The sequence below is a fragment of the Endozoicomonas sp. SCSIO W0465 genome (genome assembly GCF_023716865.1).
Lineage (GTDB): Bacteria > Pseudomonadota > Gammaproteobacteria > Pseudomonadales > Endozoicomonadaceae > Endozoicomonas.
This window is the reverse complement of sequence record NZ_CP092417.1, coordinates 1-14898: the sequence shown is the minus strand read 5'-3', so window position 1 is coordinate 14898 and position 14898 is coordinate 1. Positions and strand designations below refer to the sequence as shown.

The following is a 14898-nucleotide window of genomic DNA, read 5'->3' as shown; positions in this document are numbered from 1 at the left end:
GATAATGGTTTCGAAGCTTTATTGTGGCTGTTCAAGGTGGGTTCTGCCGCCGGAAACGAACCTTTTTTGAGCTTAATGTCTACCCTAAGTAGCTATTATAAGAATCCACCAAGGCAGGTTATGTGAGTACACGGCATATTCCCTACTCCATATCGTCAGGTATTGGTACTGGATGAAGCAGGAGCACCATGCAGTTTCAGGTTATTCTGTCCATATTGGGCATTTTGTTAATTTTATTCAGCACGTCCAGCCTTCCTCCGATCGTTGTTGCTCTGCTTTATCACGAGCAGGAAATTACCATTTTTATTTACACCTTCTTATTAACATTGCTGCTAGGGACTCTTCTCTGGTTCCCTTTTCGGCATACCAAAAGTGAGTTGCGCACCCGTGAAGGGTTTCTGGTGACTGCACTGTTCTGGATTGTTCTGGGAACCGTGGGCTCACTGCCCTTTCTATTAATGGAAAGTCCGGCACTGAGCATTACCGATGCACTGTTTGAGTCCATGTCGGGCTTAACAACGACAGGGGCAACCATTCTGACCGGTATTGAGCACCTGCCCCGCTCTATTCTATTTTACCGGCAACAGCTGCAATGGCTTGGAGGAATGGGGATTATTGTGCTGGCAGTCGCCATTCTTCCAATGCTTGGGATTGGCGGTATGCAGCTCTATCGAACAGAGATGCCCGGGCCAGTTAAAGATTCAAAACTGACGCCCAGAATTACCGAAACAGCCAAAGCGCTCTGGTTTCTTTATCTCTTTCTAACCACGGCCTGCGCCCTGGCTTATTGGCTGGCAGGCATGAACCTGTTTGATGCGATATGCCACAGTTTCACAACCATCGCTATCGGAGGCTTCTCCACTTACGACGGCAGCATGGGGCATTTCAACTCTCCCATGATTATCTCTGTCGCCATCTTTTTCATGCTGATTGCCGGCCTCAATTTTGCCCTTCATTTTATCGCCTGGCGACATAAGTCACTGACCCACTATATTCAGGATCCAGAAGTTAAATGGTTTCTGGCCATTCTGGGTGTTGTTGGGACAATAACCGTTGCAACGCTCTATCTTTCTGATACGTACTCCCTGACCAAGTCCTTCCGCTATGGTCTGTTTGAGATGGTGTCGGTCGCCACAACCACTGGCTATACCTCATCCTCCAGCTTTTCATCATGGCCAATGTTTCTGCCACTGCTGTTGTTTTTTACCAGCTTCATGGGGGGATGTGCAGGCTCTACTGCCGGGGGGATGAAAGTCATCAGGGTTGTTCTGATTGCCAAACAGGGAATAAGAGAGCTTCGTCGTTTAGTTCATCCAAATGCTGTATTTACCATCAAAATTGGCAGTAAACCAATGAGCACAAGGGTAGGTGAAGCGGTATGGGGATTCTTTGCAACGTATATTTTAATGTTTGTTCTTCTCTTTCTGGCTTTACTGGCCACAGGATTGGACTTTACTACCGCATTCTCAACCATCGCATCGTGCCTGAATAACCTTGGACCCGCCCTTGGCGAGGCTGCGTTCAGCTATCAGAGCCTGCCTGATACGGCAAAATGGATTCTTGCTTTTGCCATGCTGTTGGGACGTCTGGAAATTTTTACCCTTCTGGTGTTGTTTACTCCAACCTTCTGGCGTTACTGACGCAATAGCCGCAGGGAGGAGAGTATCACATACTCATCTTCCTGCCTTTCCGATACATGAGCACAGCCAAAATAGCAAAAGCAATATTCATGGCCACAGTAAATAACATCCCATTTCCCGACGTCATGGTAATCACATTGTTGCGGACCAGAGTGATTGAGTACGCCTGAAGAAGAGCATCAATCATCAGGCAAGAGAGAATGATACCCAATGACAACACAATGGTACTCTTAATGGTGGTTTTCATGCCGTAATAGCCAGCGGTCACCTTCAACATGGGAAAGGTCAGCAACGAAGCCAGAAGAAAAGCCATTACACCGCCGGATGAAACACCATGCCACCACATGACGGCTGCCAATGACACATTCCCGATAGAGCAACCAAAGGTAATAATGGTCACGATAATGCCCATGACGGCATTCCACCCCCATGCCATCACACCGTGATCCTGATAACTACCGAAAATGACATCCCACCAGGCTGGAGGCATAAAAACACTCACGGCCGATGCCACAACAAACCCCGTCAGGATATCTTTACGGGTCATAGCCACATCATCCCGAAAGTAATCACAAGCCGCCTGCCAGTTATTCTTTTCTTTCATGGCCATCGCATCAGCATCTTTCGGCTCTTCCGGTGCGGGCATAGTAAACACAATACTTAACAAGTAGCTCAACACCAGAAAAATCAGTCCCGCAACCACCATGACGTTAAGAAATACCGGGCCAAGAAAACCATAAACCGCAATCAGCATGGTGATGCCGATATTGGTACTTGCGATCATATAGGCCAGCGTGTTCCCCCAGCTGGCTCCTTTCAGCCGGAGCGTATGCCCCATACCCACGGTGGCATAATTACAGACCGATGATACTGCGCCAAAAGCCGTGGCAATCAACCCGCTGATCACGCCATTTTCTCCCAGCCGCCTGATAATCATCTCGCCGGGAACATAACTGCGAATGACTGCCGACAGTGAAAATCCAAAGACCAACGGCCAGAGCATGTGCCACACCAACATGGCTAATGTATACAAAAAATCGACAACAACCATGGAGAAAAACCTTACTGCCCAATGAATCATGGAATTATAGTATTCATCAAGCTTACCCACGTTTTTCACAGCTTATCCACAGCTTAAACTTAACGGCACAAACCGGTATAATCGCTCTCTATTTTTACAGGGGTAGAAAAGTGACTTCCCAGAGTACGCCAGATATCAAGACATTTCAGGGGCTGATCCTCGCCCTTCAACAATTCTGGGCCCAACAGGGCTGCGTTATCATGCAACCACTGGATATGGAAGTGGGTGCTGGTACTTTCCATCCAGCCACTTTCCTGCGAGCCATCGGTCCGGAAAACTGGAACTCTGCCTACGTTCAGCCCAGCCGCCGTCCAACCGATGGCCGTTACGGTGAAAACCCAAATCGTCTGCAACATTATTACCAATTCCAGGTGGTGATGAAGCCTTCTCCCGATAACATTCAGGAGCTGTATCTGGACTCTCTCCGTCAGCTGGGAATCGACCCACTGGTTCATGATATTCGTTTTGTTGAAGACAACTGGGAGTCACCGACACTGGGTGCCTGGGGTCTTGGTTGGGAAGTCTGGATGAACGGTATGGAAGTCACCCAATTCACCTATTTCCAGCAGGTCGGCGGCATTGAATGCTACCCGGTTACCGGTGAGATCACCTATGGTCTTGAACGTCTGGCCATGTATATTCAGGGTGTGGATAACGTTTATGACCTGGTCTGGACGATTGGTCCACAAGGTCCGGTCACTTACGGTGATGTGTTCCATCAGCAGGAAGTTGAAATGTCCACATTCAACTTTGAGCATGCTGACATTGAAGAACTGTTCAGACATTTTGACTTCTTTGAGGGTGAATCCCGGAAGCTGGTTGACATCGGCCTGCCTCTACCGGCTTATGAGTATGTTCTGAAAGCTTCACACACCTTTAACCTGCTGGATGCCCGTCACGCCATCTCAGTGACTGAACGTCAGCGCTTTATCCTGCGCGTCAGAACCCTGGCCAGAGCCGTCGCCAGGGCTTACTTCGATAAACGTCACGAGCTTGGTTTCCCTCTTGCCGATGAAAACATTCGTAACGATGTTCTGGCCTCTCTTGCCAAAGAAGCAGCGAAAGAAAGCACGCAGGAGGAAAAATGATGAGTACTTCTCTTAATAAAGAGCATAAAGAAGACTTCCTGATTGAGCTGGGTACCGAAGAGCTGCCACCAAAGGCATTAAAGAGTCTGTCTGAAGCATTTACCCGGGGAATTATTTCCGGTCTTGAAAAAAACCAGATCACCTTTACCCGTTACGAGTCGTTTGCAGCCCCTCGTCGCCTGGCTCTACTGATCACAGGCCTGGATACCGCACAGCCAGATCAACAGCTTGAGCGTAAAGGACCGGCCATCAAAGCGGCCTATGACGCCGAAGGTAACCCAAGCAAAGCAGCGCTTGGTTTTGCCCGTGCCAACGGTGTTCATTTTGAAGACCTGGAACAGGAAGAGACACCAAAAGGCACATGGTTGGTCTACCGTTCTGTTAAACCGGGTGAAGCAACCCGGGATTTGCTGCCGGAAATCGTTACCCAGTCTCTGGATAACCTGCCCATTCCAAAGCGTATGCGCTGGGGTGCCAGCCGTACCGAGTTTGTTCGTCCCGTTCACTGGCTGCTGATGCTACAGGGTAATAGTGTTATTGATTGTGAAATCCTTGGCCTGAAGTCAGGTAATACAACCCGTGGTCACCGCTTCCACGCTCATCAGGCAATCACCATTACCAAACCTGCAGATTATGCCCAGGCTCTCCGTGAGCAGGGCAAAGTTATTGCCAGCTTTGATACCCGTCGTGAAATCATTCGTGAGCAGGTTGAGCAAGTTGCAACCACGATTAATGGTCACTCGGTGATTGATCCGGACCTTCTGGATGAAGTAACCGCTCTCAACGAATGGCCCGTTGCCCTTTGCGGCCGTTTTGATGAAGAATTCCTTTCCGTTCCATCGGAAGCACTGATCTCTTCCATGAAAGGACATCAGAAATATTTCCATGTGGAAAACAGTGAAGGGAAACTCCTGCCTCACTTTATTACCGTGGCAAATATTGAAAGCTCCGGGCCTCGCCATGTTGTAGAGGGTAATGAAAAAGTTATTCGCCCCCGTCTTGCTGATGCCAAGTTCTTCTATGATACAGATCGCAAAAAGACACAAGACGATCGTCGTGAAAAACTGAAGCCCATTGTATTTCAGGCTCAACTGGGCTCAGTGTTTGCCAAAACTGAGCGTATCGCACGACTTTCATCTTATATTGCAGAAACTGAAGGTGGTGATGCCAAGCTTGCTGAACGTGCTGGTCAGCTGTGTAAATCCGACCTGGTGTCTGAAATGGTTCTGGAGTTTCCGGAGCTTCAGGGCATCATGGGTCAGTACTATGCCGACAACGATGGTGAAAATCCTGAAGTCAGCAAGACGTTGTATGAGCAATACATGCCTCGCTTTGCCGGTGATCAGCTGCCGTCAACACTGATCGGCTGCGCCGTTGCTATTGCCGATAAAGTGGACACGATTACCGGTATTTTTGGTATCAACCAGCTACCTACCGGCAGCAAAGATCCTTTTGCTCTTCGCCGTGCCAGCATTGGTGTACTCCGTATCATTGTTGAGAAGAAACTCAACCTTGATCTGGTAGCGTTGATTGATCAGGCAATTCAGGGCTATCAGGAGCAAGGTGTTTCCCTGCCGGCACTGGACAACCTTAATACGACAATAGTCAATTACATGCTGGAGCGTTTTGACGCCGCTTACCAGGAAGAAGGCATTGCTATTGAGATTGTCAACTCCGTTAAGGCATTACGCCCTACCCGGCCATTGGACTTTGATCTGCGCATCAAGGCAATTACCCGTTTTAATGCCATGAATGAAGCTGATGCACTGGCTTCTGCCAACAAGCGTGTATCAAATATTCTGGCTAAAGCGGGCGACATTGTTATTCCTGATGCACTGGATGAAACACTGCTCCGTGAAGTGGCGGAAATTGAGCTTGCGAAAGTTGTCTTTGTAAAAAAACAGGAAATTGCTCCCGCTCTGGAAGCAGGTCGCTATGCAGTGGTAATGGACAACCTGGCAGCACTGAAAGAGCCTGTAGACCGGTTCTTTGACCAGGTGTTAGTGAATGCAGAAGAAGAAGCAGTCCGTCTGAACCGGTATGCATTACTCAAGCAATTACGCAGTCTGTTCCTGCAGGTCGCTGATATCTCATTGTTGCAGAAAAGCTAAGCACCACCTGATACAGTGCGGCGCCCCGGCCGCACTTCTTTATATGGGTTTCAGGAGCACTATGACCAAGCTTGTTATTCTGGATCGGGATGGCGTTATCAATGAAGATTCAGACCATTACATACGATCCGCAGAAGAGTGGCTTCCCATTGTGGGAAGTATTGAAGCCATTGCCCGACTGTCGTCTGAGGGCTTCAGCGTCGTGGTAGCGACCAACCAGTCCGGATTGGCTCGTGCCTACTTCACGCTCAAAGCGCTCGATGCCATGCATGACAAGCTTACCAGGCTGGTCAAAGCCCGGGGGGGACAAATTGATGGTATCTATTTTTGCCCACACGGTCCGGATGATCACTGTCAGTGCAGAAAGCCAAAAACGGGCCTCATTGATCAGATTTTTACGGACTATGACGCCATCCCTGCAGAAACCTGGGTAGTTGGCGATTCACTTCGTGATCTACAGGCCGGTGTAGCCTGTGGTTGTAAGGTTGCACTGGTATTGACTGGCAAAGGCCTTAAAACCCAAGCTAAACTCATCGAACACCCAGAAGTGCTTGCTGGTAACAGGGATGTACCTGTTTATAACAATCTAAACAGCTTTGTAGAAGAATTACTTTCAGAGGGATTTTAATGTCATCAGCTGTCGGTTCTACAACTACCCTGGCAGTAGCCACTACCTTTTCTTTTATAAAGACCATTGTCTTTTACTTGTCACTGGCAGTCTGGACGGTGTTCTGGGCAATGCTGATGATCCTGTTTATTTATCCTTTCCGGTTTAAACTCCGTCACCGAATATTTGTCAAAACATGGGCCATGGTATCGGTATATCTTTGTCGTTTAATTTGTGGCATACGATGGGAGGTAAAAGGAAGTGAGAATATACCGAACACCCCTTGTGTCATTATCAGCAACCACCAAAGCACTTGGGAAACCCTTTACCTGCAAACGTTATTGACTCCCCAGACTCAGGTGATCAAACAGGAGCTGCTGAAAATCCCCTTCTTTGGCTGGGCCTTTAAAAAAATCAAACCCATCGCCATCAATCGTAAGGATGCTCGACAGGCACTGCAACAGGTAAGGGAGCAGGGTAAAGCGGCACTTGAGCATAACGTCTGGGTTCTCATTTTCCCGGAAGGAACCCGAACGCCCCCCGGTGAACCAGGAAAGTTCTCCCGTGGAGGCGCCGGTCTGGCAAAAGCTGCCGATGTGGACATTCTTCCCATTGCTCATAATGCCGGTGTTTTCTGGCCGAATGATTCATGGTTAAAACGTCCCGGTACCATACAGGTTGAAATTGGTCCGGTGATTAACACGGAAACGCTTTCTGTGGCAGAAGTAAATGATGCAACCAGAAACTGGATTGCCGAGGCACTCAATAACATGAACTGAAAGCGTAAAGAAGAAAGGCCAGTTTATGCCGGCCTTTTTTATTCCATATACTTTTCAATAAGCTGAATCATAATGTGGATAGCCTTAATATGGACTTCCTGAATCCGATCAGCATAACCAAAGTGAGGCACACGAATTTCGACATCCGCCATACCCGCCATCTTGCCGCCATCTTTGCCTGAGAGAAGAACCACCTTCATCCCTTTTGCCCTGGCCGCTTCTACCGCCTTGATAATATTCCCGGAATTGCCACTGGTGCTGATACCCAGCAATACATCCCCTTCGCTGCCTACCGCTTCAACGTAACGTGAGAAGACATACTCATAGCCAAAGTCGTTGGACACACAGGAAATATGACTGGGATCGGAAATGGCAATGGCTGCGTAACCAGGACGGTTTTCCCGGAAACGTCCGGTCAGCTCCTCAGCAAAGTGCATAGCATCACAATGGGAACCGCCATTACCACAGGAAAGCACTTTGCCACCGGCTTTAAAACACTCAGACAATAGCTGAGCAGCATGATCGATGGACTCAAGATTGGCTTCATCATCCAGGAACCGGTTCAGCACAACCGCCGCTTCTTCCAGCTCCTGTCGAACAATGGCTTTAAATTCTGAAGACATTACAGAGTACCTGATGAGATGAGAATCAAAAAATGTGCCGGTTAAGACCGGCACTGGATTGCATTAAATATCGAGATTGGCAACATTCAGCGCATTACTTTCGATAAACTCTCTACGGGGTTCCACATGATCCCCCATCAGCGTGTTGAAGATCTGGTCAGCAGCGATAGCATCTTCAATGGTTACCTTCAGCATCCGGCGTACATCAGGGTCCATGGTGGTTTCCCACAACTGATCCGGGTTCATCTCACCCAGTCCTTTATAGCGCTGGATATAGTGACGCTTGGTGGATTCACTCATCAGCCAGTCAAGAGCTTCTTCGAAAGAAGATACGTCCTTTTTACGCTCCCCTTTCTGGATAAAGGCACCATCCTCGATCAACCCCTGCAATTTATTACCCAGAGATACGATCTTTCCATAGTTAGCAGAAGAGAAGAAGTCAGCATTCCAGCGGTAGTGACTATCGACACCGTGGGCAATAATCGTCACTTTGGGCAGCCAGACATTGAGTTCCCGGTCTTCTTCGACAGAGAACGTCATGGTACTACCGGCGGCTTTCAAATTTTCAATTTTTTCACTCAGCCGGGCAACCCAGGACTCCATGACGTTTTTATCAGCCAGGCTTTGCGTGGTGACTTCTGGCATATAAATCATTTCACGAAGCACTGCGACCGGGTAAATACGAGACAGCTTGTCAGCCAGCTTATGGACGTTTCTGAACTCTTTCACCAGATCTTCCAGTGGCTGATCACTGATCCCGGGTGCATTGTCATTAACATGCAGACTGGCATTCTCCAGCGCTGACTGGGTCAGGTAACCGTCCAGTGCACCATCATCTTTCAGATACTGCTCCTGCTTCCCGCGCTTGACCTTGTACAGTGGTGGCTGAGCAATATAGATGTAACCATTTTCAATCAGCTCAGGCATCTGCCGGAAGAAAAAGGTCAGCAGCAGTGTACGGATGTGAGATCCATCCACATCCGCATCGGTCATGATAATGATGTTGTGGTAGCGGAGCTTTTCAATATTGAACTCCGTACGACCGATACCACACCCCAGGGCCGTAATCAGGGTTCCCACTTCCTGAGAGGACAGCATCTTGTCAAAGCGGGCTTTCTCAACGTTCAGAATCTTGCCTTTGAGTGGCAGGATCGCCTGAGTCTTCCGGTTACGGCCCTGCTTGGCGGACCCACCCGCCGAGTCACCCTCCACTATGTAGAGTTCAGAAAGTGCCGGGTCTTTCTCCTGGCAGTCCGCCAGTTTGCCGGGCAATCCGGCAATATCCAGGGCACCTTTACGGCGGGTCATTTCCCGTGCCTTACGGGCCGCTTCACGGGCCCTGGCTGCATCCAGCATCTTACCGACAACCGCTTTGGCTTCCTGAGGGTTTTCGATCAGATAGTCTGCCAGGTATTTGCCCATCTCCTGCTCTACCGCAGTTTTCACCTCGGAGGACACCAGCTTATCTTTGGTCTGGGAGGAGAATTTAGGGTCCGGCACTTTGACAGAGATAATCGCCGTCAAACCTTCACGGGCATCGTCACCAGACGTAGCGACCTTAGCCGTCTTTTGGAAACCTTCCCGCTCGATATAGCCGTTCAGACTTCGTGTCAGCGCCGCGCGGAAGCCGGCCAGGTGCGTTCCACCATCTCGCTGAGGTATGTTGTTGGTAAAACAGAACACCCCTTCCTGGAAGCTGTCATTCCACTGCATGGCCACTTCAACACCAATACCGTCATCCCGGGTGATTTCAAAGTGGAAGACTTTATTGATGGTGGTTTTATTCTGGTTCAAATGTTCAACAAAAGCCTTCAGACCTCCATCGTATTTGAAGTCATCTACCTTTCCGGTGCGCTCATCCGTCAGCTGGATATACACGCCTGAATTCAGGAATGAGAGTTCACGCAGGCGCTTGGCCAGAATGTCATAACTGAACTGGATATTTGAGAAGGTCTCAGGGGAAGGGATAAAGTGCAGCTCAGTTCCGGTCGCATCCGTTTCACCAATCACCTTTAACGGCTCTTCCGGAACCCCTTGATGGTACATCTGCTGATGAACCTTGCCATGGCGGCGGATGGTCAGTTTCAGCTGACTGGACAGCGCATTAACCACAGACACACCAACACCGTGTAATCCACCGGATACCTTATAGGTATTATCATCAAACTTACCACCGGCATGAAGCACCGTCATGATCACTTCTGCAGCAGAGACACCCTCTTCCTCATGGATATCCACAGGAATACCGCGACCATTGTCCTTAACGGTGATGGACTCATCCGGGTGAATAATGACAGAAATCTTATCACAGTACCCTGCCAGTGCTTCATCAATGGAGTTATCAACCACCTCAAACACCATATGGTGCAGACCGGTACCATCATCAGTATCACCAATGTACATCCCCGGGCGCTTGCGGACAGCATCCAGGCCCTTGAGGACCTTGATATTGGATGCGTCGTAGTTTTGTTCACTCATGCTCTATCTCCAAAGACTCAGCCCGGCGAATACTTTGCTGACCAGGGTTATCATCCAATGTAATTTGCCCATGTTTCACGTGAAACATTTTTACTTCCGTTTCAGGCAACCAGCAATTTGCCAATGCCTCCTTCTCAACACAAGTGATGAAGGTCTGGCAGTTCATTTTTTGAAATAATCGACACAGTTTTTGTCGATTAGGAATATCCAGTTCTGATGGCAGGTCATCGACCAGGAATAGACACTGCTTGTTTTGCAGCTCTTTATACAGAAAGCCCTGAGCGAGTTTCAGTGCACAGACCACCAGTTTTAATTGACCTCGGGAGAGGATATCAACCGCACTGCCTTTGCCCATCCGAATTCTTAAATCTGCCCGCTGTGGCCCAGCATGGGTATAGCCCGTTTGCGCATCTCTTGCCAATCCACTATTGAGCACTTCATGCAGCGCTCTCTCTTTATCCCAACCCCGATAATATTGGATAGAAAGATTATCCAGATCTGCCAATTCACAAAGCACCTGATTGAAGACCGGGATCAGTTTCTGAATATAATTGCTGCGTAACAGATCAATTGCATTGGCCGCTTTTTCAAACTCTATGTTCCATGAGGTCAATTCTGAACTGTTAATTCTACCATGACGGAGCAGACTGTTCCGCTGTTTCAGCGCTTTCTGCATACGTTTCCATAATGGAAAAAAGTCCTTATGTTTCACGTGAAACACTCCCCAATCAATAAAGTTTCTTCTCAGCTTTGGGGAGCCTTCAAGCAGACGAAAGGTATCCGGATTGATCACCTGTAATGGTAACAACCTGGCAAGCTCTGATGTGGACTTCAGGTTTTCACCCGCTACCCGGATCTGTAGCGTTTCATCCCTAAGATTTCTGGAAACACCTACGGGTATTGATCCTGATGTCACACCTAAACGACCAAAGACCGTGCAAACCTCGGCATCACGATGGATCACCGGTTTGATCCTGGTAGTACGAAATGATCGGGCAATCCCGAGAATATGTATAGCCTCGAGCACACTGGTTTTTCCACTGCCATTAAGCCCATAGAACACATTTACAGAAGGGGACGGTTTAATCGAAACAGAGGTAAGGTTTCTAATATCGGTTATGGAGAGCTGTTGGATCATATTCTGTTTATTTCCGAGCCTGAATAGCCCGGGAGCCGGGCCGGGACAGGCAAGTGGCTGATGAGGCTAGCTAACATCAGCCACGGACGACTACTACCGACAGCCTGTTACAGCCTCATGGGCATCACAACATAGGTGGAGTCACCAGACTCTGACTCCTCAAGAAGTGCACTGCTGTTAGGGTCTGAGAGCGTCATCTTGATGGAATCACCAGAAAGAACAGAAAGCACATCCAGCAGGTAGCTGACGTTAAAGCCAATCTCCATTGAGTCACCGTGATAAGCCAGACTCAACTCTTCTTCTGCCTCTTCCTGCTCCGGGTTATTAGCGATAACCTTAAGCTGGCCGTCAGAAAGGATCAAACGGATACCCCGGTATTTCTCGTTGGAAAGAATAGAAGCGCGCTGAAATGCCTGACGCAGCTCCTGACGCTCACCAACGATGATCTTGTTGCCACCCTTAGGGATGACCCGCTCATAGTCAGGGAACTTACCGTCGACCAGTTTTGAGGTAAACATAAAGTCACCGGTTTTGGCACGGATATGATTCGCACCAAGTGAAATATGAACACTCTCATCGCCTTCAGTCAGCAAACGAGCCATCTCAAGAATGCCTTTACGGGGTACGATAACCTGATGCTTTTCCTGCTGGTTGATATCGGCATCGACACTGCACATGGCCAGGCGGTGGCCATCGGTAGCTACGGCACGGAGACAGTTCTGGCTGACTTCCAGCAACATACCGTTCAGATAGTAGCGAACATCCTGCTGAGCCATGGCAAAGCCGGTACGATCAATCAGGCGACGAAGACGGGCCTGACCAACCGTAAAGGATACGGATCCGGCCTCTTCTTCAATACTGGGAAACTCACTCGCCGGTAGAGTGGAAAGAGTAAAACGGGATCGGCCAGCCTTTACCTTGATTCTCTGATCATCCTGACGCACCTCAATCATGGTATTTTCAGGCAGAGACTTACAGATATCCATCAGCTTTCTGGCCGGCACCGTAATCTCTCCGGCTTCAGCAACATCCTCAGGGGCTACCCGACCAACCAGTTCAACTTCCAGGTCGGTACCGGTTAAAGAGAGCTGATCTCCATCGACGACCATCAACACATTCGACAATACCGGCAGCGTCTGTCTGCGCTCAACCACGCCGGCAACCAGCTGAAGTGGCTTAAGTAATGCTTCCCGATTAATGGTAAATTTCATCGCTTTCCTTTCTCTTGGGATAAAAAGGTATCCACCTTTTTATCAGGTTGAATTGGGTGGAAATTAACTCGTCAGAGAGCGCAACAGATTTTTGTAATCGCTTTTGATCTCGTTATCCACTTCGACCAGTTCTTTTACTTTACGGCAGGCGTGAAGAACGGTGGTATGGTCCCGTCCGCCATAGGCATCACCAATCTCCGGTAAGCTATGACTGGTCAACTCTTTCGAGAGTGCCATGGCGATTTGCCTTGGCCTTGCCACCGAACGACTGCGACGCTTGGATAAAATATCAGCCACCTTTATCTTGAAATACTCAGCAACCGTTCGTTGAATATTATCTATACTGACCTGTTTATCCTGTAAAGCCAACAGGTCTTTCAGGGACTCGCGGATCAGATCAATATCAATACGGCGTCCCATAAAGTGAGCACTGGCAATCACCCGCTTCAGAGCACCTTCCAGTTCACGAACATTTGACCGAATTCTCTGAGCAATAAAGAAGGCAGCTTCATGGGGAAGCTCCACTTTCTGTTGCTCCGCTTTTTTCATCAGAATAGCCACCCGGGTTTCCAACTCAGGTGGTTCGACGGCTACCGTTAACCCCCAGCCGAAGCGAGACTTCAGACGTTCCTCAACGCCACTGATCTCTTTTGGATAACGGTCACAGGTCAGAATCATCTGCTGACCACCTTCAAGCAACGCATTGAACGTGTGGAAAAACTCTTCTTGTGAGCGCTCTTTACCGGCAAAGAACTGGATATCGTCAATCAGTAAAGCATCAACCGAACGGTAATACTTTTTGAAGTCATTAATGGCATTCAACTGCAGTGCTTTCACCATATCCGCAACAAAGCGTTCGGAGTGCAGATAAACAACCCTGGCACTACGGTTCTGTTTAACCAGGAAATTACCCACCGCATGCATCAAGTGCGTTTTACCCAAACCTACACCGCCGTATAAGAACAGTGGGTTATAGGAAGCACCGGGGTTTTCTGCCACCTGTCGGGCTGCTGCGAGCGCCAACTGGTTTGACTTACCCTCAACAAACGTTTCAAACGTGAAACCCGTATTAAGGGAGCTGTGATGTTTGATAGAACCTTCTACTTCAACCTGCCGAGCAGACGTTACCGGCTCTTCAGACGCATCACTCACCGGCTCTTTCAACGGATTGACCTTAATCTGAGAAAGTTCCTCCGTTGGTCTGGAGTCATCATCCTGGGGGATACTTGAGCTGATTGGCTCAGACACCAGATCGGGCTCAGGTGTATTGTCCTGCGCAACCGGCAGTGAAGATACCAGCTCATGGGTGACTACTGAACGCTCAATAGCCGCCTGTTTAAGCGGGTTCTCAACGGGTTTCTCCGAAACGGATACGGTTGCAGCGGGCAGCGCTTCTCCTGGCCGAGGCTCTCCTGCCTGAAGCTCTCTTGGCTGAAGCTCTCTTGGCTGAAGCTCTCTTGGCTGAAGCTCTCTTGGACGTACTGGTCGCTTGCTCAGTGAGGGTGGTCGGCGATTAGAAACCGCCAACGCTACCGCTGGCGAATCACCATCAGACAGTTCATCCAGAATCTCTTCGATTCGTGGTAAAAACTTTTCTTTCACCCAGTCGGCAACAAACCGGTTGGGAGCCAACAAACACAGGTCGTGTTCATCCCCCATCACTTTCAAAGGACGAATCCAGGTATTGAACTGCTGGGAAGACAGCTCATCCTGCAAGATATTGATGCATTTTTGCCATAGCTCAAGGGGCACAGGCATTCTCCTACTCTCCTACTGTCTTGCTCTCCTGTTCTCCTGCTCTCCTGCTCTCCATAAATAGATCAGGATCAGGATCAGGATCAAGATCTGATACGGGTATCACTGAAGCCGGTCAGACAGCCTGCTAAAGACCTTCAGGTATGAAATCAAGGTTGGCTGGATAAAAGAGGATTGTATCCTTTTTGGTAAAAGTTATCCACATACCGGCCATCGCTCATATTATGCGCCTTTCTTGAATTTATCTTTACTAATCAAGCATTTATAAGAACAAATCAGTTTAACCCGGAATATTTTTCTGCCTTTTTAACTGTGGACAGCCCGGTTTATGAAAGGCAATAAACCTATGATCTTCCTGTGGGTAAACTGAATAACAAGCAATCTGTG

At 48.8% G+C, this 14898-nt stretch carries 11 protein-coding genes; 5 read left to right on the top strand and 6 right to left on the bottom strand.

Annotation, left to right across the window (positions count from 1 at the left end):
- Positions 1 to 188: 188 nt before the first annotated feature.
- Positions 189 to 1640: a TrkH family potassium uptake protein gene (locus MJO57_RS00055; protein WP_252021904.1), complete on the top strand. Its 1452-nt coding sequence runs from the start codon at positions 189 to 191 to the stop codon at positions 1638 to 1640.
- Between the two features lie 25 nt (positions 1641 to 1665).
- Here MJO57_RS00055 and MJO57_RS00050 read toward each other — a convergent pair whose 3' ends face one another.
- Positions 1666 to 2760, bottom strand: coding sequence for a permease (locus MJO57_RS00050; protein WP_252021902.1), 1095 nt, complete (start codon positions 2758 to 2760; stop codon positions 1666 to 1668).
- A 71-nt stretch (positions 2761 to 2831) separates the two neighbouring features.
- On the opposite strand from MJO57_RS00050, the gene glyQ reads away from it, so the two are divergent.
- From glyQ to MJO57_RS00030, 4 genes are all read left to right on the top strand, one after another.
- Positions 2832 to 3809 carry a glycine--tRNA ligase subunit alpha gene (gene glyQ, locus MJO57_RS00045; protein WP_252021900.1) on the top strand — a complete coding sequence of 326 codons (978 nt, stop codon included), beginning with the start codon at positions 2832 to 2834 and terminating at the stop codon, positions 3807 to 3809.
- Positions 3809 to 5920 (top strand): glycine--tRNA ligase subunit beta, encoded by a 2112-nt coding sequence (gene glyS, locus MJO57_RS00040; protein WP_252027157.1) that lies wholly within the window; start codon positions 3809 to 3811, stop codon positions 5918 to 5920. The genes glyQ and glyS overlap by 1 nt, the downstream gene beginning before the upstream one ends.
- A 61-nt stretch (positions 5921 to 5981) precedes the next feature.
- The gene (gene gmhB, locus MJO57_RS00035; protein ID WP_252021898.1) at positions 5982 to 6548 is read left to right on the top strand and encodes a D-glycero-beta-D-manno-heptose 1,7-bisphosphate 7-phosphatase; all 567 of its coding nucleotides are present in this window, start codon (positions 5982 to 5984) and stop codon (positions 6546 to 6548) included.
- Positions 6548 to 7306 carry a 1-acyl-sn-glycerol-3-phosphate acyltransferase gene (locus MJO57_RS00030; protein ID WP_252021896.1) on the top strand — a complete coding sequence of 253 codons (759 nt, stop codon included), beginning with the start codon at positions 6548 to 6550 and terminating at the stop codon, positions 7304 to 7306. The genes gmhB and MJO57_RS00030 overlap by 1 nt, the downstream gene beginning before the upstream one ends.
- 38 nt (positions 7307 to 7344) lie before the next feature.
- Here the strand turns inward: MJO57_RS00030 and lpcA are convergent, their stop codons facing one another.
- The 5 genes from lpcA to dnaA form a co-directional block, all read right to left on the bottom strand.
- Positions 7345 to 7929 carry a D-sedoheptulose 7-phosphate isomerase gene (gene lpcA / locus MJO57_RS00025; protein ID WP_252021894.1) on the bottom strand — a complete coding sequence of 195 codons (585 nt, stop codon included), beginning with the start codon at positions 7927 to 7929 and terminating at the stop codon, positions 7345 to 7347.
- A 63-nt stretch (positions 7930 to 7992) separates the two neighbouring features.
- Positions 7993 to 10407, bottom strand: coding sequence for a DNA topoisomerase (ATP-hydrolyzing) subunit B (gyrB, locus tag MJO57_RS00020; RefSeq protein ID WP_252021892.1), 2415 nt, complete (start codon positions 10405 to 10407; stop codon positions 7993 to 7995).
- Positions 10400 to 11545 (bottom strand): DNA replication/repair protein RecF, encoded by a 1146-nt coding sequence (recF, locus tag MJO57_RS00015; RefSeq protein ID WP_252021890.1) that lies wholly within the window; start codon positions 11543 to 11545, stop codon positions 10400 to 10402. Before recF ends, gyrB begins: the two co-directional genes overlap by 8 nt.
- Before the next feature lie 107 nt (positions 11546 to 11652).
- Positions 11653 to 12756 carry a DNA polymerase III subunit beta gene (gene dnaN / locus MJO57_RS00010; RefSeq protein WP_252021888.1) on the bottom strand — a complete coding sequence of 368 codons (1104 nt, stop codon included), beginning with the start codon at positions 12754 to 12756 and terminating at the stop codon, positions 11653 to 11655.
- Between the two features lie 63 nt (positions 12757 to 12819).
- A complete protein-coding gene (gene dnaA, locus MJO57_RS00005; protein WP_252021886.1) occupies positions 12820 to 14514 on the bottom strand; it encodes a chromosomal replication initiator protein DnaA in 1695 nt (564 codons plus the stop codon).
- Positions 14515 to 14898 lie beyond the last annotated feature (384 nt).

What these genes read in the sequence shown, in the direction of transcription:
- MJO57_RS00055 (WP_252021904.1), top strand. Translation starts at nt 189, where the DNA reads ATGCAGTTTCAGGTTATTCTGTCCATATTGGGCATTTTGTTAATTTTA.
- dnaN (WP_252021888.1), bottom strand. Translation starts at nt 12,756, where the DNA reads ATGAAATTTACCATTAATCGGGAAGCATTACTTAAGCCACTTCAGCTG.
- glyS (WP_252027157.1), top strand. Translation starts at nt 3,809, where the DNA reads ATGAGTACTTCTCTTAATAAAGAGCATAAAGAAGACTTCCTGATTGAG.
- MJO57_RS00030 (WP_252021896.1), top strand. Translation starts at nt 6,548, where the DNA reads ATGTCATCAGCTGTCGGTTCTACAACTACCCTGGCAGTAGCCACTACC.
- gmhB (WP_252021898.1), top strand. Translation starts at nt 5,982, where the DNA reads ATGACCAAGCTTGTTATTCTGGATCGGGATGGCGTTATCAATGAAGAT.
- lpcA (WP_252021894.1), bottom strand. Translation starts at nt 7,929, where the DNA reads ATGTCTTCAGAATTTAAAGCCATTGTTCGACAGGAGCTGGAAGAAGCG.
- gyrB (WP_252021892.1), bottom strand. Translation starts at nt 10,407, where the DNA reads ATGAGTGAACAAAACTACGACGCATCCAATATCAAGGTCCTCAAGGGC.
- dnaA (WP_252021886.1), bottom strand. Translation starts at nt 14,514, where the DNA reads ATGCCTGTGCCCCTTGAGCTATGGCAAAAATGCATCAATATCTTGCAG.
- recF (WP_252021890.1), bottom strand. Translation starts at nt 11,545, where the DNA reads ATGATCCAACAGCTCTCCATAACCGATATTAGAAACCTTACCTCTGTT.